Here is a 19,837-nt window from a genome sequence, read left to right as displayed (position 1 = left end):
ATTAAGGCAACAGCGGGTCAACGGGCCGGTGTTTTTCTGGCATCCCCTCTGTGCGGGGTGTTAGGCATGGCGAAACCGATGACAGGAGGATCGCATGGATTTGGGAATTTCTGGTAAACGCGCGCTGGTCTGCGCGTCGTCCAAGGGCTTGGGACGCGGCTGTGCCGAGGCGCTGGCCGAAGCGGGCGTGAACCTTGTGTTGAACGCACGCGGGGCCGCGGCGCTGGAGGAAACAGCGACGGCCATCCGTGACGCTTATGGCGTGGATGTGGTCACCGTGGCAGCCGACATCAGCACCGCCGAAGGGCAGGCAAGGGTGCTGGAGGCCGCAGGGCAGATTGACATTCTGGTCAACAACGCGGGCGGGCCGCCTCCGGGTCTGTGGTCTGATTGGGACCGCGCGGATTTCATCAAGGCGCTGGATGCCAACATGCTGGCCCCGATTGCCATGATGAAGGCGCTGATGCCGGGGATGATGGAGCGCGGCTGGGGCCGGGTGGTCAACATCACCTCGCAGTCGGTCAAGGCGCCGATTGCGCAACTGGGGCTGTCGAACTCGGCGCGCACCGGCCTGACCGGATATGTGGCAGGCACCGCGCGACAGGTGGCGTCCAGTGGTGTGACGATCAACAACCTGTTGCCGGGCATTCATGACACCGACCGCGCAGTGGCGCTGGATGGCGGTGTGGTCAAGGCCAGGGGCATTTCGATGGAGGAAGCGCGCGCCGCACGGGCGGCGACGATTCCGGCGGGGCGCTATGGCACGCGGCAGGAATTCGGCCAGGCCTGCGCGTTTTTGTGCTCGGTCCATGCGGGCTTTATCGTCGGGCAGAACCTGCTGCTGGATGGTGGTGCCACCAACGCGACGCTGTAAGGGCATGGCGCAGGGATATTCGCTGAAAGATCAGCTGTTTAATGCAGAGTCACTGGGGCAGCTGGGGGCGGAATATGCCGCCGGTCTGCCAGGGTTCGACGGGGCCGGTTTCGCGCACGAAGCGCTGTCAGGCGTGCCTGAGCGCACATTGATGGCGTGCCTCGACTGGTTTGCGGATTGTCTTGAGCCGCATCTGTCAGCGGATTTTCCGGCGATGGCGGAGCAGTTGAAGGCGATGATGCCACCGCCGTTGGATCCGTCGCGGCGCGATGACGACTTTGGCCGGTTCATCCACGCGGTGCCGGGCATTCTGGCGGTGCGTCACGGGTTGGAACAACACCGCGAACGTGCGCTGGACCTGATCCACGCGGCGACACAACGGTTTTCGATGGAGTTCTCCATTCGCCCCTTTCTGAACCGCTGGCCCGAGGAGACTTTGGCACGCATGGCGGTCTGGGCGGAGGATGACAATTACCATGTGCGCCGGCTGGTCAGCGAGGGCACGCGGCCCAAGCTGCCGTGGGGGCGGGCGATTGCGCTGACCCCTGCGCAAACACTGCCGCTGTTGGACCGGTTGCACGCTGATCCAACGCGGTTCGTGACGCGGTCGGTGGCCAACCATCTGAACGATATATCTAAAACCGACACGGATGCGGTTCTGGACCGGCTGCGGGGCTGGCAAGAGGCGGGCGTACAAGACCCGCAGGAACTGGCGTGGATGGCGCGCCATGCCCTGCGCACACGGATCAAGGCAGGCCATGCGGGGGCGATGGCCTATCTGGGCTACGCGGCCGGGGCCGAGGTGGACGTGCAGGTGCGGCTGGAGGCCGACGCGGTGGCAATCGGCGATTGGTTGCGCTTTGACGTGATGTTGCAGGCGGATACCAGGCTGCCGGTGCTGGTCGATTACCGCATCTGTTTTGCCGGACCGGGGCGGGGCCGCGAAAAGGTGTTCAAGCTGAAGGCGGGCAAGCTGGAGGCAGGGCGGGCGCTGGTGATGTCAAAGGCACATTTGATGAAAGGCGGGGCCAGCACCTTTACCCTGTATCCCGGCGCACATGAGATGGTGGTGCAGGTGAACGGCGTGGATCGCGCGCGGGTAGGGTTCACGCTGGTCTGATGGCCGCTGGCGCGAAGGTTATGTTTTGGGGGGCGCTGCCCCCGGCGCTGTGCGCCTCCCCCGGAGTTTCTCTGGCAAGATGAAGCTTGGGGCGGTACGTTGTGCTGCTTGCGGGCGCGCGCGGGGCCTGATAGCCCAAGTCCGACCGATTTTATCAGACTTGGAGAGAGCCTTTGACCGAGGTGCCCAGACTGGAGATCCGCGACCTGCGGCGCAGCTTTGACGGGCGGACCGTTGTTGACGGCGTGTCGCTGAGCATCATGCCGGGGCAGGTGACCTGCCTGCTGGGGCCGTCGGGCTGCGGCAAATCCACGACCTTGCGGATGATCGCGGGTGTCGAGATGCAGGACAGCGGCGAAATTTATGCCGATGGCAAGCTGATCTGTGACACGGTCACGCGCGTGCCGCCCGAGCGGCGCGAGATCGGGTTGATGTTTCAGGACTTTGCCCTGTTTCCGCATCTGAGCGTCGAGGGCAATGTGGCCTATGGCCTGCGTGGCAGCCGCGCCGAAAAGCGCGCGCGGGTCGAGGAAATGCTGGGCCGCGTGCATATGCAGCGGTTTATCGACATGTATCCGCACCAGCTGTCGGGCGGCGAGCAGCAGCGCGTAGCGCTGGCGCGCGCATTGGCGCCGCAGCCGCGGATCATGTTGATGGACGAACCGTTTTCGGGGCTGGACAACCGGCTGCGCGACGGCATTCGTGACGAGACGCTGAGCATCCTCAAGGAAGAGGATACGGCTGTGCTGCTGGTCACCCACGAGCCGGACGAGGCGATGCGCATGGCCGACGAAATCGCGCTGATGCGCGACGGGCGGATCGTTCAGCAGGGCGCGCCCTATAACGTCTATACGCGCCCGCTGGACCGCGCCTCGGTGGCGTTCTTTTCGGATGCGAATGTGCGCCGTTCTAAAGTGCAGGGCGCGTTGGCGATGACACCGTTCGGGCGGTTTCTGGCGCCGGGCATTGCCGATGGCACCGAGGTGGACATCGTGTTTCGCCCGCAGCATGTGCGGATCGACTTTGACCGTGCGGGCGTGGGACCTGTGCCCACCGCCGTCGAGGGCACGGCGGCGCGGGCTGTGGTCGAGCGCGCGCGATTCATGGGCAACGAAAGCCTTGTGGAATTCCGGCTGGATCATGACGGGACGGTGATGAAATCCACGGTGCCGGGGGTGTTCCTGCCGCAACCGGGCACGGTGATGTGGCTGCGCGTGCGGCGCGACAAATGCTTTGTCTTTCCGGCGGGGATGATCGGATGAGTGGGCCGTTGATCATCGAATTCGGTCTGGGCACCTCGCTGCGCCGTGCCGATTATACCGATGCGGCGGCCAAGGCGGTGCGCCATGCGCTGTGGCGCAATTCGATCAACCTGGCCGAACTGTTCGGCTTTCCCAAAGAGGCGATGCAGATCGCCGTGCGGGTGGCGGTGCAGCAGCCGGATCAGGTGGATGTCGAGGTGCTGCGGGCGATCTTCCCCTATGGCCGAGCGCAGATCGAGGTGGTGCAGGGCGGCTTGGACGTGCCACGCCCCGAAGGTGTGGGCAATCCGACGGTGATGGCGCAGGCGGCGCTGACCGTATCCTTTGACATGGAGCGGGCGGATGGCTGAACAGCGGGTGATCATCGAAATGGGGCAGGGCAACGACCTGCACGGACGCGACTATACCAAAGCGGCGCGGCGTGCCATCGAGGACGCGTTTCGCGGATCGTCGCTGCCGTTGTTCGGCACGCTGGGGCTGGATGCGTCGGATATGCGCGTGCAGGTGACCGTGGCGGTGCAACAGCCCGAGGCGGTGGATGTCGCGGCGCTGGTGGCGGTGCTGCCACGCGGGCGGGCCGAGGTGCGGGCCGTGTTCGGCGGCATGGACGTGCCGTCGGGGGACGAGGTGATCGTGGTGGCCACGGCGGCGGTCGAGGCGTTTTTACCGGCACAGACCGGGTGGCGGTTGAAGGGTTGAATTTGGGGCTTTGCCCCCGACGCTGCGCGTCTCCCCCAGGATATTTTTAGCCAAAAGAACGGGTTAGGCGCTGTCTTCTTAAGCGTCCCGCCTTTAACCTGAGACAGATCACATAGCCAATGGCCCCGAGAGCGCGTACCGCAGCAGGATGAATGGGTCCTGACCCTAAGGCGGGGCGCTATAGGAACAGCTCGGGCAGGGCTTCGGTTGTCTCGATCAGGTCGAGGCGGAAGTCGCGCATGGCGGTGCGCAGTTCACACCATGCGGTCAGGGTCCAGACGGGGCCCAAGCTGGTGAGGCTGAGCGGGCGGATGGTGCGCGTGGTGATACGGTCGCCGCGCGAATGGTAGGTGATGCGCAGTTTCTGGCGGGCGCGGATCGCGGCGCGGATGCGCGGGATATGCGAGGCACCGCGCGCGGCGTCGGCAAAGGGTTGCTTTTCCAGTTTCCAGGCCTCTGCCGGGGCGATAGTGGCCTCGGGCAACAGGGCGTCGATGCGGTCCGCCAGCGTGGTGGCGGCACGCGACAGGTCGGGATCGGCGGATTGCGTCAGGATGGCAAGGCCAAGGCTGAGCGCCTCAAGCTCGGCAGGGGCCAGATCAAGCGGCGGCAGGCGGATCTGGTCGGTCAGCCGGTAACCGGTGCCGCGCGTGCCCTGAACCGGAACGCCGGCCGCCTGCAAGCTTTGGATGTCACGATATAGCGTGCGTTGCGAGACGGACAGCCGCTGTGCCAGATCGGCAGCGCGCAGGGTGGCGCCGCCGCGCAGGGCCTCAAGAAGGGCGTGAAGACGTGATTGACGGGCCATTACTGACAAATAAGTGTCAGTTGTGAAAATGGCCAGTTTTTTCTGGCAGGTTTTGGCGGTGCAGACAGGGAGCACCGGGGCTTTGCGGCTTTTCGCGCGGGGTTCGGTTGCATAGACAAGGATCGACACAGAAACGTGCCGCGGGGCGCGTATTGCGGGAGAATTGAGATGTTGAACAATATTGGCCCGATGGGTCTGCTTTTGATTGCTGTTGTGGTGCTGGTCCTGTTCGGGCGCGGAAAGATTTCCAGCCTGATGGGCGAAGTCGGCAAGGGTATCACCAGCTTCAAGAAAGGCGTCAGCGAAGGCCAGAACGCGCTGGACGATGACGAGATCAAAGAAGCCAAGGACGTCACGCCCGAGACCGAAAAAGACAAGGTCTGATCCATGTTCGATATGGGCTGGACCGAGCTTTTGGTCATTGGCATCGTGGCGTTGATCGTCGTGGGCCCCAAGGATCTGCCGGTGCTGTTCCGTCAGGTGGGGCGGTTCGTCGGCAAGGCCAAGGGCATGGCGCGTGAATTCACCAGCGCCATGAACGATGCGGCTGACGAAAGCGGCGTGCGCGACATTTCCAAGACCTTGAAGACGGCCACCAACCCGTTGGGCAGCGCGATGGACGGCGTCAAGGATGCGGCGCGCGATGTTTCGTCGTCGTTGCGCAACATTGACGGTGACAGCGAGACCGGCAAGCTGGCCGCAGAGCGTGCGGCCAAGGCCAAGAAGATACAGGCCTCGACCGCCCGCGCCGCCGCAGACCGAAAAATGCGCGAGGCCGAAGAGGCCCGAAAGGCGGCCGATGCCGCCGAGGCGGCCCTCGCGGCAGATGACACATCCGACACACCCAAAGGCACCACATGAGCCACGCAGACGAAATCGAAGACAGCAGCGCCCCGCTGATCGAGCATCTGGCCGAGCTGCGCACGCGGCTGATCCGGTCGGTGCTGGCCTTTGTGGTGGCGATGATCTTCTGCTTTTCCTTCGGCAGTGCGATCCTGGATTTCCTGTTGATCCCGATCGAACAGACCATGCGCGATCTGGGCAACCCAAATCCGGTGATGCAGTACACTGCACCGCAGGAGTATTTCTTTACCCTTGTGCGGATTTCGATGGTGGGGGGGCTGGCGCTGTCGTTCCCGATCATCGCCTACCAGTTGTGGCGGTTTGTGGCACCGGGGCTGTACAAGAATGAAAAGTCGGCTTTTCTGCCCTTCCTGATAGCCTCGCCCGCGCTGTTCCTGATGGGGGCGGCCTTTGCGCAATATGTGGTTGTGCCGATGGCGATGAAGTTCTTTCTGGGCTTTGCCGATGCGGCGTCGATCCTGTCGACGATCATGCAAGACGGGTCGATCAAGGAGGCGCACAAGGGCATCGACATCGTGTTTCAGGGCAAGGTGAACGAAAGCCTTGATATCACGCTGAAAATGATCGTGGCCTTTGGCCTGTGTTTCCAGTTGCCTGTGCTGCTGACGCTGATGGGCAAGGCCGGTCTGGTCAGCTCGGAAGGTCTGGCGAATGTGCGCAAATACGCGATTGTCGGCATTCTGGTGGTGGCCGCGCTGGTCACGCCGCCGGATGTTGTGACGCAGTTGATCCTGTTCGTGGTGGTCTTTGGTCTCTATGAAATCTCGATCTGGCTGGTGCGCGGAGTGGAGCGCCGCCGCGACAAGCGTCTGCGCGAAGAAGGCTATTTCGACGACGAAGAAGACGAAGAAGGTCTGGACGACATTCTGACCGGCGACGACGAGGACCTGAAATAGTGATCGACGACCCGATGGACCGCATCGCAGCGGCGCTGGAGCGTATGGCGCCCGCGCCGCTGCAAGCCCCCGATTTCGACGCCGCCAGTGCTTTTGTGTGGCACACTGGCCCGGACCGGCTGGAGCCGGTGCACCAGATCAGCCGCGTGCCGCTGAAGCTGCTGGTGGGCAACGACCGCTCGCGTGATACGCTGCTGGCAAACACCACGCAGTTTGCGCGCGGACTGCCTGCCAACAACGCGCTGCTCTGGGGCGCGCGGGGCATGGGGAAATCCAGCCTTGTCAAGGCGGTACACGGCGCTGTTCAGGCAGAGTATCCGCAGCTCAAGATCGTGGAGTTGCAACGCGAGGACCTGCCCAGCGTGGGCCGTCTGCTGAACCTGCTGCGCGCGGCATCGGGGCGGTTTCTGCTCTATTGCGACGACCTCAGCTTTGGCCACGATGACAGCCACTACAAATCGCTCAAGGCGGTTCTGGATGGCGGGATCGAGGGGCGGCCCGAGAATGTGGTGCTGTACGCCACGTCGAACCGCCGCCATTTGATGCCGCGCGACATGATCGAAAACGAACGGCAAAGCGGCATCAACCCCGCCGAGGCGGTCGAGGAAAAGGTGTCTCTGTCCGACCGGTTCGGGTTGTGGCTGGGGTTCCATCCCTGCGATCAGGACCAGTATCTGGCGATGATCCGCGGCTATTGCGATGCTTACGATGTGGAGATCGACGACGCGACCCTGCGCACGCAGGCCATCGAATGGCAGGCCACGCGCGGTGCGCGGTCTGGCCGGGTGGCGTGGCAGTATTTCGTCGACCTTGCAGGCCGCTCGGGCGTCACGCTTTAGGCCGCGGGGTGTTGACCGTCGGATGACTTTGGCCCTTGCGGCAACATCTGAGCCCGAGTGGAAAACCGGACGTTCGTGCGGGGCGCGGAGAATGGCAGTAACGAGCCCTTATTGACCGATGCTGCAACTTGCACAAATGGCGGCTTTCCATAAGAATGGAAAAGAAACTAATGTGATAGCCCGCCTATCGTAGACCTTGCTTCAGAGGATCGACAGCTTGGATTTCCTAATAAATACAGCAGCACTCTTGGTTATTCCTGCGGTGATGTTTTCCTTTTGGCGCTGCACTGAACGCGACGAATACGCGGACTTGCGAGCCAGTGGGCAAAAACTCAACATGAATATGCACAACCTCCGCTCCGCTTACCGACGCACACCCGAAGATCCCTTAAGCGGCCCACACAAAAAACTGGCAAGGATAGGCTTTTATCACTGGATCGCCATTCCTGTGGGATTCTCCACGGTCTTGGCCATTGCAGTGGTCTTGGAATTGTTCAAAAGAAGCCTGTCCTAATCGGACCAGCACACCTTTGATACCGTAGAAGCAGACGTTCAAAGACCACAATCTAAAGACAGCTTCGTCCGCTCACCGGACTTCGATGCACTATGCGACGAATGTCGGCTTGGAGTCCAAAGTGACTTACCCACACAGGGCAGTGCCTGACCGCGGGTGGGCATCGGAATGCCAGTGGCCGCCACTTTATTTCTCGTCTTTGGCGTGCGGGAGAAGAGGTGAAACACGGTGAAGAAGCGCCCGCCCATGGGGCGGTCGGGCGCTGCCCGGCGGCTCTTCGAGCCTTGATTCCGGGCTTAGGTGGATGGGGTTGGCGTTTGAGCGCGTTGCGACGGGTGGCTCATCGAGCCTTGACTTCAGGCTTTGGTGAATGGCCACAAAGTACCGCACTCCAGACTTTGGCCCATACTGCGCCCAAGGTCCGGTCGGGTCTTGACGCTAAACCGCCGCCAGCAGTTTTGCCTCATAGGCGCGCAAACAGGGTGCGGCCTTGAGGCCATAGGTGACAAGGTTGGGAAACAGGGTTTCGATTTCGGCCCGCGCGACCGGGTTCACCGCCTGCTTGGTCATGTCGCCGGGGTACAAGGTTTCTGACCAGATCCCGTGTGCCTGTACGACGTGGTGTGCATCCAGCAGGATGTGGTGATAGGTCACAAGCCCGCCGGTGCGGCGATAGACTCCGTCCATGTTCAGCAGATCAACCGCGCGCACCAGAACTTCGGACTGGCCATACAGAAGCTCGGCGCGCCAGTCGGTCAGCAGGATTGCATGTTGCGGCGAGATCACCAGATCGGCGTCGTTGCCAAGGGTGCCTGCGGTGATGACAACAGGGGCCAGATCATTTCTGGACAGAACTGTGGTGGCCCCGATCCAGCGGATCGGCTGCGCGCCGTCACTGCCGGTAATGACATGATCGCCCACGCTCAGCGCTTCGACCGCGCGCGGGCCGTCGGGGGTTTCGATCATCGTGCCCGAGGCAAAGCAGACCACGGACCCGCCAAGCCCCAAATGGGGCGTGCTGTCGTCGTTTTCCGTGATGCCGCCGGTGGTCAGGTTGGTGTCGGCGGGGGGCATGCCATCGGGGAACACCAGAAAATATCCGTTTTCGCCCGCGTCCTGCACATCGTTGTCGTTGTTCAGGTCCACATCAATAACGCCCACGCGCCATGTGTTCGTGCCATCGGTGACGGTAAAGGTGTAATCCCAGATCACCTGCCGGTCGATCCCGCCCACCTTGACAGTCTGTTCCCATGCGCCTCCAAAGCGTTCGGCGCTGTCGACATATTCGTTCACATCCCCGTCGCCGTTGAACACCGTCGCGCCGTCGTTTTCCTCGACCACGAAATAGGTGTCTTCGCCCGTGTAGCGCCAGGTGCCGTTTGGCGCATAGGCATAGTCGACAGGGTTGCCGTTGACGGTACTTTGCGTGCCGCGAATGACGTTTGTGTATCCGTAGTAGACAGCCATCGTTCCGCTCAATCCGAAGTGTGTTCGAATTGTTTCTGGATGGGCAACGCGGCACCGCTAGGGCGGTATCATGGCTTTTACGTCACATTGTCGGAATCTGGCGCACAATTGAAGACCCGGCAGCCCTGGGTCCAGATGCGAAAACATCTCCGGCCCGTCGTGCGTGGTTTTGAATGTCAGATGGCCTGGGCCTTTGCGCCATGAACTGACCCAAAGCGGAAGCCGGACCAGCGCGCAGATCGCAGCGCAGGGCAGGAGCGCGCTGTCACCGCATGCTCCTTGCGCGGAGTCATGGCCGCTGGCCGCCGCACCACGGCCCGTCGATGCAAGACTTCGCGTTCCATTTCAAACAACAGCTTCGTCCGCACAGCGGACATCAGGGCAGGTAGGGGGCCGGGTCCACGCTGTCAAAACCCTTGCGGACCTCGAAGTGAAGATAGGCATTGTCACCGCTGCGCAGCTTGGCAATGCCTTGTCCCCGGCTGACATTATCGCCTTTCTTGACGCTGACGTCAGCGACATTGGCATAGACGGTCAGCAGGTTGTCGGGGTGACGCACAACGATGATCGGCACGCCTTCGGCGCTTTGGGTGATCGCGGCGACACTGCCCGATGCAGCGGCTTTCACTGGGGTGCCTGCCCCTGCCTTGATGTCGATGCCTTCGTTGCGCCCCTTGGAATAGGCGCGAATGATCGACCCCGAGACAGGATAGGCCAGCGCGGTGTTGCTGTCGGGTTTGACGGTTTGCTTGCCGATGTCGGCCACAGGGGCGGCCGGTTTTGCCGTCGTGGGCGCAGGTTTGGCGGTGTCATCCTTGGGCAGGGGCGTGGCGGCACTGGGCGGAACCGGTGTGGGCGACCCGACGCCGGGAGCGCTGGTGGTCGCCGTGCGTTTGGGCGGGGCCTGCTGCGCCACGGGGATCAGCAGGAACTGGCCTTCGCGGATCGCGAAATCGCTGCCCAGACCGTTCCACTCGGCCAGCGAACGCACCGGCACCTGATACAGCCGCGCGATGGTATAGGCGGTTTCGCCGCGCTCGACCCTGTGACGGATCGGTTCCTGCCCGGTCTGGGCCGGTGCCGCAGGTGCTGCCGGTGCAGGCGCCGCCGTGGGGGTTGACGGTGTGGTCGCGGGGGCGCTGTCGATGGCGTTGCTTGCCAATGTGGTCACATCGACCGCAGCGGGCTGGATCGGTCCGGTGCCGATGGCACCCGTGGCGGGCGAGGGTTCGGCCACACGACGCGGCAGGGCAATAATCTCGCCGGTGCGCAGGGGCACATCCGTTGCAATCCCGTTATAGCGGCTCAGCTCGCCCGCATTGACACCGACCCGGCCGGCCACGTCGTTCAGGGTGTCGCCGCGGCGGGCCACGACAACCTGATAGTTGGGATAGGAAATAACGCCGCGGTTGTCCGGCCTGGGCCGCTGGGTTGTGGCATTCAGGGCTGCATCAGCGGTCGAGAAGGCTCCGGCACCGCCGCGCAGGTCGAAATCAAGCGGTTGATCGCAACCCGCCAGAACAAGCGCGCCACAAGTGGCCAGCAGCAAGGGCGCGCGGTGGCGCGGAATGTATCGGATCATCTGGCTCGTCCTCTTCACACGCCCCGTTATTCGGGTTCGGGGCCTTGTTATGGGTCTTGTCATCGGTTTTGTCGGTCCATGCAACACAGCGTCAAGCACAGGCTGCCCGGACGGGATTATCGGCATGTTTCCGCCGTATTATGTATCTTTTCCCAGCCCTTCGAGCAAGGGGACGAAGCGCACGGGGCGCAATTCGTCATATTCCAGTCCGGTTTCGGTCTTGCGCACGCGGATCAGGCTTTGCACCGCATCTGACTGGCCCACGGGCACCACCATGATGCCCCCAACCTTGAGTTGTGCCAGCAAGGGGCCGGGAGGGTCTTCGGCGGCGGCGGTGACCAGAATGCGGTCAAACGGTGCCTGATCGGGCAGGCCAAAGCTGCCGTCGCCAGTGATGGCGGTGATATTGGTCAGTTGCATCGTCTCGAAAATGGCCCGCGCTTCGCGCACCAGACGGCGGTGCCGGTCCACCGTATAGACCCGGCGCGCCAGCTTGCTGAGGATCGCCGCCTGATAGCCCGAACCGGTGCCCACTTCGAGCACCTTGTCACGCGGGCTGAGGTGCAGCGCCTGCGTCATCAGCCCCACCACCGAAGGCTGGCTGATAGTTTGCCCGCAGGCGATGGGCAGGGGCATGTCTTCGTAGGCGCGCGCGGCGAACAGGCCCCGTATGAACGGACCCCGGTCGATGGCCTCCATCGCTTCCAGGACAGCTTTTTCGGTGACGCCCTTGGACCGCAGCGCGTACAGGAACTGCATCTTGCGTTGGGCGATCTCGTCTTCGGTCATACGTTCAGCGCCCCGAGACGGTCCATCACGTCATGGGCCGTCAGATCGGCGCGCATCGGCGTGACCGAGATATAGCCGTCCAGATTGTCAGCAGCATCGGTGCCCGCAGCCGTGTGCACCTGCTGGTTGCCGCCCTTGATCCATACGAACTTGCGCCCCGAGGGGGCTTCGTGCGGTTCGGTGGAAAAGCGCACGCCGGGGCGGCGGCCCTGGCGGCTCAGGCGGGTGCCTTTGACCTCTGCCGCCGCGACGGGCGGAAAGTTGACGTTGTAGAACAGGTGGTAATCGCCGGTGTCTGCCGGCGTGGCGTCAAGAATGCGGCGCACCGTGTCGGCACCGTGGACAAGGGCGGCCTCGAACGGGTCTTCCAGCGTGGCATTGGCGGGGCCGAAATATTGCGACAGGGCGATGGCGGGAATACCCTGCAAGGCACCCTCCATCGCGCCGCCCAAGGTGCCGGAATACAACGCATTTTCCGCCGAATTGTTGCCCCTGTTGACCCCCGACAGGATCAGGTCGGGAGGCGCGTCGGCCATCACGTCGTGAATGCCCGCCAGCACGCAATCGGCAGGGCTGCCTTCGGCGGCATAGCGGCGGGTGCCCAGTTTCGAGATCATCATCGGATGGGTGTAGCTGATGCAATGGCCGACGCCCGATTGCTCAAAGGCAGGGGCCACGGTCCAGACCTCGCCGGTGTGGCCAGCCACCTGTTTGGCAATGGCGTGCAGGGTTTTCAGCCCCGGTGCGGCAATGCCGTCGTCGTTGGTGATGAGAATACGCATATGTCGCCCCTTTTGTCCTTAGTATTCAGGCGGCAGCATTGCGGCAAGGGCAGGCGGGGTCTGCAAGGCGGATTTGTAGCAGAAGGCGTTCTGGCGTTGCGCGAAGGACTCATTGACCGGCGCGCGCTGTGGCAAGCCGGCCCTTCGGGGAGGATTTCTTGAACCAGAGAAGAGGAGGGTCCAGACCCTTCTGTATCTCCGATCTGTTATTGTTCCCCCGTCAGCGACCTTGGCCGAGGTCACTGACGGGACGGTGTATGGCGTCAGAGCCTTGTGGCCCAAGTTGAATTGGGACCACGTTTGCTAGCGAGCCAGCACTGTCTCTCTTCATCCATCTCGAACAGTTGCTTGTGGCCAGCTTGGACCACGGATCAGAAGGAAGAGAACATGAACAGGATAACACGAGACGCAATCCTTGGCATAGATGTCAGCCGCGATTGGCTGGACATTCATTGCCTGCCAAGCAATCAGAGACTTCGATTGCCCAATTCCGAGGACGGGCATGCGCGCGTGGGCGCCCTGGCAAAGTCAGCCTGTGCGCTGGTTTGTTTTGAGGCCACAGGGGGGCAGGAATGGCGTCTGTGGTCGGCCCTCGACGTTGCAGGGGTCGCGACCAGGCAACTGCCGCCCGCGCAAATCAAAGCCTTTGCCGCCAGCCGGGGCACGCGGGCGAAAACGGATAGGATCGACGCGGAGCTTATCGCGCGGTTCATGGCCTTTCGGCCTGATGCAGGGCGGACCTTGCCGCATGAAAAGATACGTCTTCTCAGGGCTTTGGTGTCCAAGCGTGGTCAGCTCGTCGAAACACGCAAACGGCTTTTGGCGCAAATCAAGGCGCATGCGAAACTGGGTTCGGATGATCTGTTCGACGTCATGGATGGTGACCTGAAAGACCTACTGGATCGCCAGATTGCAGGACTTGAGGTCCGGATCGAACAGATCATCGCCTCAGAGGAAGGCCTTGCCACGACTGCTGCCATCTTGCGTTCAGTTCCCGGCATTGGCCCGGTCGCCAGCACGATGTTGATCGCTGAAATGCCGGAACTCGGCCAGATCACGGGCGAACAAGCCGCCGCGCTGACAGGCCTTGCGCCCATTGCCCATGACAGCGGCGCGATGCGGGGCAAGCGCGCTATCGGAGGCGGCCGGCGCCCGCTGCGACACGTTATGTTCCAGGCGGCGCTCGTCGCCAGTCACCACAATCCCGTCCTGAAGCCGTTCGCAGACCGCCTTCGCGAAGCCGGAAAACCACACAAAGTGATAATCACCGCCGTCGCAAGAAAGCTTGTGACAATCGTGAACGCCCTTTGCAAAAGTCGGCAGAAATGGACTACTCAACTCGCTTGAGAAATACAGTTGCTAGAGCGCCGCGAGAATACGCGCGGCTTCGGCGTGCGGGTCTGCCAGCGGCGCGCGGTCTTCGCCGGGGAAGAAACGGGCGCGGGTGGCTGTGGGCATCGGTTCGGGCCGGGCGATAACCACGCGGGGACCGGTTTTGACGGTCTCGGTCTGCCAGCTGCGCGCCAGTGCGATCTGGGCGGCCTTGGTCGCGCCGTAGCTGCCGAAAAACTTGGTGCCTGCGCGCGGATCGTCAAAGAAAAGCGCGGTGCCGTCGGTGCCCAGCAGCGGGGCCACATAGGAGATCAGCGTTGCGGTGGCGGTGACATTGGCGGCAACCGATTTGGCCATGTCGCGGCTGTCGATGTGGCTGGTCGGGGTCAGGGGCGCAGCATGGATCGCCGTATGCGCCCAGATGTCCAGATTGCCCCAGCGGTCGTGAATGCCCCGGCACAGGGTGGCCATCGCCTCGGGCACGGTGATGTCCATCGGGGCCAGCGTGGCACTGCCGCCAAGCGCCTTGATCCGGTCGTCAAGCTCTTCCAGCGCGCCGGTGGTCTTGGCCACGGCAACGATGTGATGGGTCGGGGCCAAGGCTTCGGCCAAAGCGGCACCAAGACCGCGCGACGCGCCTGTGATCAGGGCAAGTTTGGGGGCATTTGTCATGGGCTGCGTGATGGTCTGAATGCGCGCCAAGGTCAAGAGGCGCGCGTGCGGCGTTCAGGCGGCGTTGGTCTCGGCACTGGGGCGCGCGTGGGGGCGCAGGGCGCTGACGATTTCGCCCGGTTGCGGCAGACGCAACACCTTGGCGCGGCCATTATGGGCGATGTGCACCGCGTCTTCGTCGATGGCGACAACCTGACCCAGACGGGTCTTGTCGCCGGTCTTGACCGTGTCGATCCGCCCGTTGGGATAGCGGATCATCGCGCGCGGGGCGCTGGTCGCGCCGAAAATGCCAAGCAGCACAGGCTTGCTCAGTTGCACCGCGTTTTTTTGCGTCGCCAGTTGGTTGGTCTGGGGGGAAGCTTGTTCCATGAAAAGGGGGTCCTTGGGGCCAGTCGAAGACGGCGACGTACCACGGCCACAGCCAGCCGCAAGAGCGGCAAAACGGCCATCGGCCATTTGACGCCCGCCGATACGCCAAGCTTTGCCGAGCCCTGCGACATTCTGTGGCGGGGGGCTTGCGCGCAGGCGGGAATCGCCCGCGCCTCAGGGTCTGGGCCCTAGGATTTGCGGTGATATGTGAACGTCATCGCCGCCAGATGGGACAGGGGCTGCTCGGCAAGCGTGCCGTCCAGGGCCAGCGACAGCGCGCGGCGACCGTCATTTGGCAGGTCGGGGTACAGGCTGGCCATGCGCTGTGCCAGATCGGTTTTGCAATCGACATAGGCGGTCAGCGCGTGGGGGGCCGTGGGCGACCAGTTCAGCCGCAGTGTCGATCCGGTGCGCGGCGCAACAGGACGCCAGGCCGGCTGGCCCCATTTCAGGGTTTCCGTGAGTGGGCCGACATTTGCATCCTCTGCCGCTGACAGAATGATGGCGCGCAGGGCATCGAAACGGGCGCGGGCGGGTGCGGGCCATTGGGCGGTGATCTGGGTGAACGGGTCCATGAGAGGCAGGTTAGCACGGTTTGCTGACAGATGCTGGCAGCAGCGGGACGAGGTGCATTTTGGTTGGGGGCGGGCCTTGGGTGTGATGAAGGTCGAGGAATGCCAGGCGGGACTTTGCTGTCGTTCAGATTAACCACCTCGCAAGGTCATATGTTAACGTCTGGCAACCGTGCAATTATTATGTCTGGCGTTTCTCCGCCAGCAAAGTGTACGTGGTCGTAGTCATCTCCCAAAGCTGCCATCTCGTCTGCGCACGCCTTGGCAAAATCTGCAAATTTACGTGCCGCTTCTGCGTCTTCAAGACAAATCGACACTTCATCAAACTCCAACAGTGTCTCGCTACTATCGCCTTTGGCGTATCCATATATTTTCACCCAGTCGCTCCAAGAAACGGTTGTTATTTTTGGACCAGAGAATGAAATATTATGCACGACACAACAAGTCGTCTCCAATCAGCTAAGTCGTATATTTGGGCTCAAACCCGCCATTCGCCGCCACCTGAGCGAACGTCCGGTTTTCCATTCCAAATCGGTCCATGACGTGAAGATCAAGGTTATCTGACGTTCAACGTTCGACAATATCACGGCAGGAGCACCGCCCCCGCACCCTTATCTGGCAAGATGAAGCAGCGGGGGTTATTCCGCTGCTTTCATCTCAAAGCCTTTTTCCAGCATGTCCGACGGTTTCACCGGATATTCGCCAGAGAAACAGGCATCGCAATATTGCGGGCAGCTTTTGTTGCGGCCTTCGGCTTCGCCCACGGCGCGGTAGAGGCCGTCGAGCGAGATGAATTTGAGGGAATCAACCCCCAGATGGGCGCGCATTTCGTCTTCGGACATGGTCGCGGCCAGCAGCTTTTCGCGCTGCGGGGTGTCGACGCCATAGAAACAGGGCCAGGCCGTGGGGGGCGAGGCGATGCGGAAGTGTACCTCGGCGGCACCGGCATCAAGGATCATTTCCTTGATCTTGCGCGAGGTGGTGCCGCGCACCACGGAATCATCCACCAGAATGACCCGTTTGCCTTTGATCAGCGCGCGGTTCACGTTCAGCTTGAGGCGCACACCCATGTTGCGGATCTGCTCGGTCGGTTCGATGAAGGTGCGGCCCATATACTGGTTGCGGATGATGCCCATCGCATAGGGAATGCCCGATTGCAGGCTGAAACCGATGGCTGCCGGGGTGCCGCTGTCGGGCACGGGGCAGACCAGATCGGCATCGACCGGCGATTCCTTGGCCAGTTCGCGGCCGATGTTTTCGCGGGTCTCGTATACGCTGCGCCCGCCCAGGATGCTGTCGGGGCGCGAGAAATAGACGTGTTCAAAGATACAGAAACGCGGTGCGACACGGCGGAAGGGGAAATGGCTTTCGACGCCCTTGTCGGTGATCACCACCATTTCGCCCGGTTCGATCTCGCGGACGAATTCGGCGCCGATGATGTCCAGCGCGCAGGTTTCCGAGCTGAGCGCCCAGCCGTCGCCGACACGGCCCAGCACCAGCGGGCGCACGCCCAAGGGGTCGCGCACACCGATCAGTTTGGTGCGGGTCATCGCGACGATCGAAAACGCGCCTTCGACGCGGCGCAGGGCGTCTTCCATCCGTTCGGGGATGTTGCGCTGCAGCGATCGGGCCATCAGGTGGATGATGCATTCGCTGTCAGAGGAGGACTGGAAGATCGAGCCGCGCTCGATCAGTTCGCGGCGCAGGGCGTTGGCGTTGGTGATGTTGCCGTTGTGGGCAATCGCGGCCCCGCCCATGGCAAATTCGCCAAAGAAGGGCTGCACGTCGCGGATCGCGGTCTGGCCCTTGTTGCCCGAAGTCGAGTAGCGCACATGCCCGATGGCAAGCGGGCCGGGCAGGGTCTCCATGACTTTCTGGCTGGTGAAATTGTCACGCACATAGCCAAAGCGGCGGGCGGATTGAAAACCCTGTTCGGCATCATGGCTGACGATGCCTCCGGCCTCCTGTCCCCGGTGCTGCAAGGCATGCAGGCCGAGAGCGACGAAATTCGCGGCATCCTGGGTGCCGATCACACCAAAAATACCGCATTCTTCTTTCAGTTTGTCGTCGTCGAAAGGATGTGCGGGCGGCATCATGCGTTCAGTCACGGGCGGATGGCTCCGAATCTGGGGTTGGTCGTGGGTGTGATACTGGGACCATGGCGTGGTGTCACGCCTTGAGGCCGAAATAGTTAAGGGATCTTGGTCGTGAGTGTGAATTGTGTCGATACAGTTTGTTTTCGAGGACACAATCCGGTGCAGCTGTAACAAGAATAGGGATGCGAGGGGCCTGGTACAACCCTTGGCGCGCCGCAGTGCAGCGCAAAGGCGACATTATTGTTCGCAGGTGCCCACCAGACCTTCGTATTGCTGGGTGATCCAGCCAAGCGCCTGCTCGGGCTTGCGGTCCTGAATGTCGGTGGTGAACCGGCCGAACACGGCAGCCGAGCGGCTTTCGTCGACGACGGTGAATTCCTGACCGGTGATGACGGTGTCATAGACAAAGAACGCAACAATCACCAACAGGATGCCGCGGGCCACCCCAAAGAGGAAGCCCAGCCCCTGGTCAATGCCGCCCAAAGCCGAGCGTTGCACCAGAGAGGCAAACAATGGCGTGAACAGCGACACAACAATCAGGGCCACGGCAAAGACCAGTGCAAAGGCACCGATCACGCTGAGTTCGCAGCTGTCCGCCAGAAATTCGCCGACAACGGGGATTTCGCGCACCAGCGGTTCGACCTGCGGGGCGAAAAGGAATGCGAGGATGGCGGCGGCAATCCAGCCTGCAATCGCCATGATTTCGCGCACGATGCCGCGCCCGTAAGCCAGCAGGGCCGACAGGATGATGACAACGGCGACCACGCCGTCAATGATTGTAAAACCGTCCATCATCCGTTCCTTGTCTGTGCGGCATTAACCTGCGCCAAATACTTCACCCACGAAACTGGTCAGGTCGTGCATCTGTTGCACTTTGATTCCCGATGTTTCGATGGCTTTGCCACCAGAAGGGGCAAGTGCGGTCGTAAAACCAAGTTTTTGCGCCTCTTTCAACCTGTTTTCGGTCTGGGGTGCGGGACGCAGGGCACCTGACAGGCTGATTTCGCCAAAAACGACGGCGCCTTCGGGCAGGGCGGCGTCTTCCCGCGCACTTAATAACGCAGCCGCCACGGCCAGATCGGCGGCGGGTTCCGAGATTTTCATGCCGCCCGCGACGTTCAGATAGACATCCAGCCCCGCAAAGGGGATGCCGCAGCGTGCCTCGAGCACCGCAAGGATCATCGCGAGCCGTCCGCCGTCCCAGCCGACAACCGTGCGGCGCGGCTGGCTGTGCGGCGAGGGCGCAACGAGGGCCTGCAATTCAACCAGCACGGGGCGGGTGCCTTCGATTCCTGCGAACACCACCGATCCGGCGCTGGGTCTGCCACGCTCGGACAGAAACAGCGCCGAAGGGTTGGTGACCTGTTCCAGCCCGCGCCCGGTCATTTCAAACACGCCGATTTCATCGGCAGGGCCAAAACGGTTCTTGACCGCGCGCAGGATGCGGAACTGGTGGCCGCGTTCGCCTTCGAAATACAGCACCGTGTCGACCATATGTTCGACCACGCGGGGGCCTGCAATCTGGCCGTCCTTGGTGACGTGACCGACAAGGATGACCGAGACGCATTTGCGCTTGGCAAAGGTTGTCAGCTCGTGCGCGGCGGACCGCACCTGACTGACCGAGCCGGGCGCGCTGTCGACCGTGTCGGACCACATGGTCTGGATCGAATCGATGATCGCAAGGCCGGGGCGTTCGGCCTCGAGCGTGGTCAGGATGTTGCGCAGGTTGGTTTCCGATGCCAGTTGCACGGGCGCATCCGACAGGCCCAGACGCTTGGCACGCATCCGCACCTGTGCCGTGGCTTCTTCGCCGCTGACATAGATCGTCTTGACGCCCGCGCGGGCGAATTCGGCTGCCGCTTGCAGCAACAGGGTCGATTTGCCGATGCCCGGATCGCCCCCGACCAGCAGCGCCGAGGCAGGCACAAGCCCGCCGCCCAGCACGCGGTCAAGCTCGTCGATGCCCGAATGGGTGCGAGGGGGCGGTGATTCTTCGGTTTGCAGGTCTGTGAGCGTGATGGCCGCGCCGCGATTTGCGCCAAGGGATTTCTTGCCGCCCGCGGACAGCCCCGCGTCCTCGACAATGGTGTTCCAGTCGCCACAGCCGTCGCAGCGCCCCGACCATTTGCTATGTGTCGCGCCGCAGGCGGTGCAGGTGAAGGAGGGTGATTTGGCCATGGCACTGATGTGCCTGACGCGGGCGGGGGCGTCAAAAGGTAAATGCGGGGTGGGGGTGTTTGGGAGCGGTTAAAGGGGGCGCTGCCCCCCGCGTCTGCGACGCGTCCCCCGGAGTTTATCCG

Annotated in this window: 23 protein-coding genes; 11 read left to right on the top strand and 12 right to left on the bottom strand. The window is 62.5% G+C overall.

Annotated elements, in window-relative coordinates; translation table 11 throughout:
- Window positions 1–94: 94 nt before the first annotated feature.
- The 5 genes from DSM107133_RS11645 to DSM107133_RS11625 all read left to right on the top strand — a co-directional run bounded on the left by DSM107133_RS11645 (window position 95) and on the right by DSM107133_RS11625 (window position 3,955).
- The gene (locus DSM107133_RS11645) at window positions 95–874 is read left to right on the top strand and encodes an SDR family oxidoreductase (RefSeq protein WP_114294874.1); all 780 of its coding nucleotides are present in this window, start codon (window positions 95–97) and stop codon (window positions 872–874) included.
- Between the two features lie 4 nt (window positions 875–878).
- The gene (locus DSM107133_RS11640; protein ID WP_114294875.1) at window positions 879–1,994 is read left to right on the top strand and encodes a DNA alkylation repair protein; all 1,116 of its coding nucleotides are present in this window, start codon (window positions 879–881) and stop codon (window positions 1,992–1,994) included.
- Window positions 1,995–2,167: 173 nt separating this feature from the next.
- Complete coding sequence (locus DSM107133_RS11635; RefSeq protein ID WP_114294876.1) at window positions 2,168–3,256, top strand: ABC transporter ATP-binding protein; 1,089 nt, start codon at window positions 2,168–2,170, stop codon at window positions 3,254–3,256.
- Window positions 3,253–3,606 carry a Lin0512 family protein gene (locus DSM107133_RS11630; protein ID WP_114294877.1) on the top strand — a complete coding sequence of 118 codons (354 nt, stop codon included), beginning with the start codon at window positions 3,253–3,255 and terminating at the stop codon, window positions 3,604–3,606. Before DSM107133_RS11635 ends, DSM107133_RS11630 begins: the two co-directional genes overlap by 4 nt.
- Window positions 3,599–3,955, top strand: coding sequence for a Lin0512 family protein (locus DSM107133_RS11625; protein ID WP_114294878.1), 357 nt, complete (start codon window positions 3,599–3,601; stop codon window positions 3,953–3,955). Before DSM107133_RS11630 ends, DSM107133_RS11625 begins: the two co-directional genes overlap by 8 nt.
- Before the next feature lie 178 nt (window positions 3,956–4,133).
- On the opposite strand, the gene DSM107133_RS11620 is transcribed toward DSM107133_RS11625, so the two are convergent.
- Window positions 4,134–4,763: a YafY family protein gene (locus DSM107133_RS11620; RefSeq protein ID WP_114294899.1), complete on the bottom strand. Its 630-nt coding sequence runs from the start codon at window positions 4,761–4,763 to the stop codon at window positions 4,134–4,136.
- A 168-nt stretch (window positions 4,764–4,931) separates the two neighbouring features.
- Between DSM107133_RS11620 and tatA the strand changes: the two genes are divergently transcribed.
- From tatA to DSM107133_RS11595, 5 genes are all read left to right on the top strand, one after another.
- Window positions 4,932–5,147 carry a twin-arginine translocase TatA/TatE family subunit gene (gene tatA / locus DSM107133_RS11615; RefSeq protein WP_114294879.1) on the top strand — a complete coding sequence of 72 codons (216 nt, stop codon included), beginning with the start codon at window positions 4,932–4,934 and terminating at the stop codon, window positions 5,145–5,147.
- A gap of 3 nt (window positions 5,148–5,150) precedes the next feature.
- Window positions 5,151–5,624 carry a Sec-independent protein translocase protein TatB gene (tatB, locus tag DSM107133_RS11610; RefSeq protein WP_114294880.1) on the top strand — a complete coding sequence of 158 codons (474 nt, stop codon included), beginning with the start codon at window positions 5,151–5,153 and terminating at the stop codon, window positions 5,622–5,624.
- Window positions 5,621–6,523, top strand: coding sequence for a twin-arginine translocase subunit TatC (gene tatC, locus DSM107133_RS11605; RefSeq protein ID WP_114294881.1), 903 nt, complete (start codon window positions 5,621–5,623; stop codon window positions 6,521–6,523). Before tatB ends, tatC begins: the two co-directional genes overlap by 4 nt.
- On the top strand, window positions 6,523–7,362 hold the full coding sequence (locus DSM107133_RS11600) for an ATP-binding protein (protein WP_114294882.1): 840 nt from the start codon (window positions 6,523–6,525) through the stop codon (window positions 7,360–7,362). Before tatC ends, DSM107133_RS11600 begins: the two co-directional genes overlap by 1 nt.
- Window positions 7,363–7,579: 217 nt before the next feature.
- Complete coding sequence (locus tag DSM107133_RS11595) at window positions 7,580–7,876, top strand: hypothetical protein (protein ID WP_162792131.1); 297 nt, start codon at window positions 7,580–7,582, stop codon at window positions 7,874–7,876.
- Between the two features lie 438 nt (window positions 7,877–8,314).
- Here the strand turns inward: DSM107133_RS11595 and DSM107133_RS11590 are convergent, their stop codons facing one another.
- From DSM107133_RS11590 to surE, 4 genes are all read right to left on the bottom strand, one after another.
- Window positions 8,315–9,355, bottom strand: coding sequence for a Hint domain-containing protein (locus DSM107133_RS11590; protein WP_162792132.1), 1,041 nt, complete (start codon window positions 9,353–9,355; stop codon window positions 8,315–8,317).
- Between the two features lie 364 nt (window positions 9,356–9,719).
- Entirely contained in the window at window positions 9,720–10,925 is a 1,206-nt protein-coding gene (locus DSM107133_RS11585; RefSeq protein ID WP_114294886.1) for a LysM peptidoglycan-binding domain-containing M23 family metallopeptidase, read from the bottom strand.
- A gap of 138 nt (window positions 10,926–11,063) precedes the next feature.
- Window positions 11,064–11,714: a protein-L-isoaspartate(D-aspartate) O-methyltransferase gene (locus DSM107133_RS11580; protein WP_114294887.1), complete on the bottom strand. Its 651-nt coding sequence runs from the start codon at window positions 11,712–11,714 to the stop codon at window positions 11,064–11,066.
- The gene (gene surE / locus DSM107133_RS11575) at window positions 11,711–12,496 is read right to left on the bottom strand and encodes a 5'/3'-nucleotidase SurE (RefSeq protein WP_114294888.1); all 786 of its coding nucleotides are present in this window, start codon (window positions 12,494–12,496) and stop codon (window positions 11,711–11,713) included. The genes DSM107133_RS11580 and surE overlap by 4 nt, the downstream gene beginning before the upstream one ends.
- A gap of 387 nt (window positions 12,497–12,883) precedes the next feature.
- Between surE and DSM107133_RS11570 the strand changes: the two genes are divergently transcribed.
- Entirely contained in the window at window positions 12,884–13,843 is a 960-nt protein-coding gene (locus DSM107133_RS11570) for an IS110 family transposase (RefSeq protein WP_243253540.1), read from the top strand.
- Between the two features lie 12 nt (window positions 13,844–13,855).
- Here DSM107133_RS11570 and DSM107133_RS11565 read toward each other — a convergent pair whose 3' ends face one another.
- From DSM107133_RS11565 to radA, 7 genes are all read right to left on the bottom strand, one after another.
- On the bottom strand, window positions 13,856–14,500 hold the full coding sequence (locus DSM107133_RS11565; RefSeq protein ID WP_114293390.1) for an SDR family oxidoreductase: 645 nt from the start codon (window positions 14,498–14,500) through the stop codon (window positions 13,856–13,858).
- A 54-nt stretch (window positions 14,501–14,554) separates the two neighbouring features.
- The gene (locus DSM107133_RS11560; RefSeq protein WP_114293369.1) at window positions 14,555–14,869 is read right to left on the bottom strand and encodes a hypothetical protein; all 315 of its coding nucleotides are present in this window, start codon (window positions 14,867–14,869) and stop codon (window positions 14,555–14,557) included.
- 188 nt (window positions 14,870–15,057) lie between these two features.
- Entirely contained in the window at window positions 15,058–15,444 is a 387-nt protein-coding gene (locus DSM107133_RS11555; RefSeq protein ID WP_114293370.1) for a DUF1801 domain-containing protein, read from the bottom strand.
- Window positions 15,445–15,590: 146 nt separating this feature from the next.
- Window positions 15,591–15,875, bottom strand: coding sequence for a hypothetical protein (locus DSM107133_RS11550; RefSeq protein ID WP_162792016.1), 285 nt, complete (start codon window positions 15,873–15,875; stop codon window positions 15,591–15,593).
- A 204-nt stretch (window positions 15,876–16,079) separates the two neighbouring features.
- On the bottom strand, window positions 16,080–17,534 hold the full coding sequence (gene purF, locus DSM107133_RS11545; RefSeq protein WP_114293371.1) for an amidophosphoribosyltransferase: 1,455 nt from the start codon (window positions 17,532–17,534) through the stop codon (window positions 16,080–16,082).
- Window positions 17,535–17,774: 240 nt separating this feature from the next.
- The gene (locus DSM107133_RS11540) at window positions 17,775–18,329 is read right to left on the bottom strand and encodes a CvpA family protein (protein WP_114293372.1); all 555 of its coding nucleotides are present in this window, start codon (window positions 18,327–18,329) and stop codon (window positions 17,775–17,777) included.
- Window positions 18,330–18,353: 24 nt separating this feature from the next.
- Window positions 18,354–19,715, bottom strand: coding sequence for a DNA repair protein RadA (gene radA, locus DSM107133_RS11535; protein WP_114293373.1), 1,362 nt, complete (start codon window positions 19,713–19,715; stop codon window positions 18,354–18,356).
- Window positions 19,716–19,837: the final 122 nt, after the last annotated feature.

Origin of the sequence: Pseudosulfitobacter sp. DSM 107133 (genome assembly GCF_022788695.1) — a bacterium.
GTDB lineage: Bacteria > Pseudomonadota > Alphaproteobacteria > Rhodobacterales > Rhodobacteraceae > Pseudosulfitobacter.
This window is presented reverse-complemented; position numbering and strand designations above follow the sequence as displayed.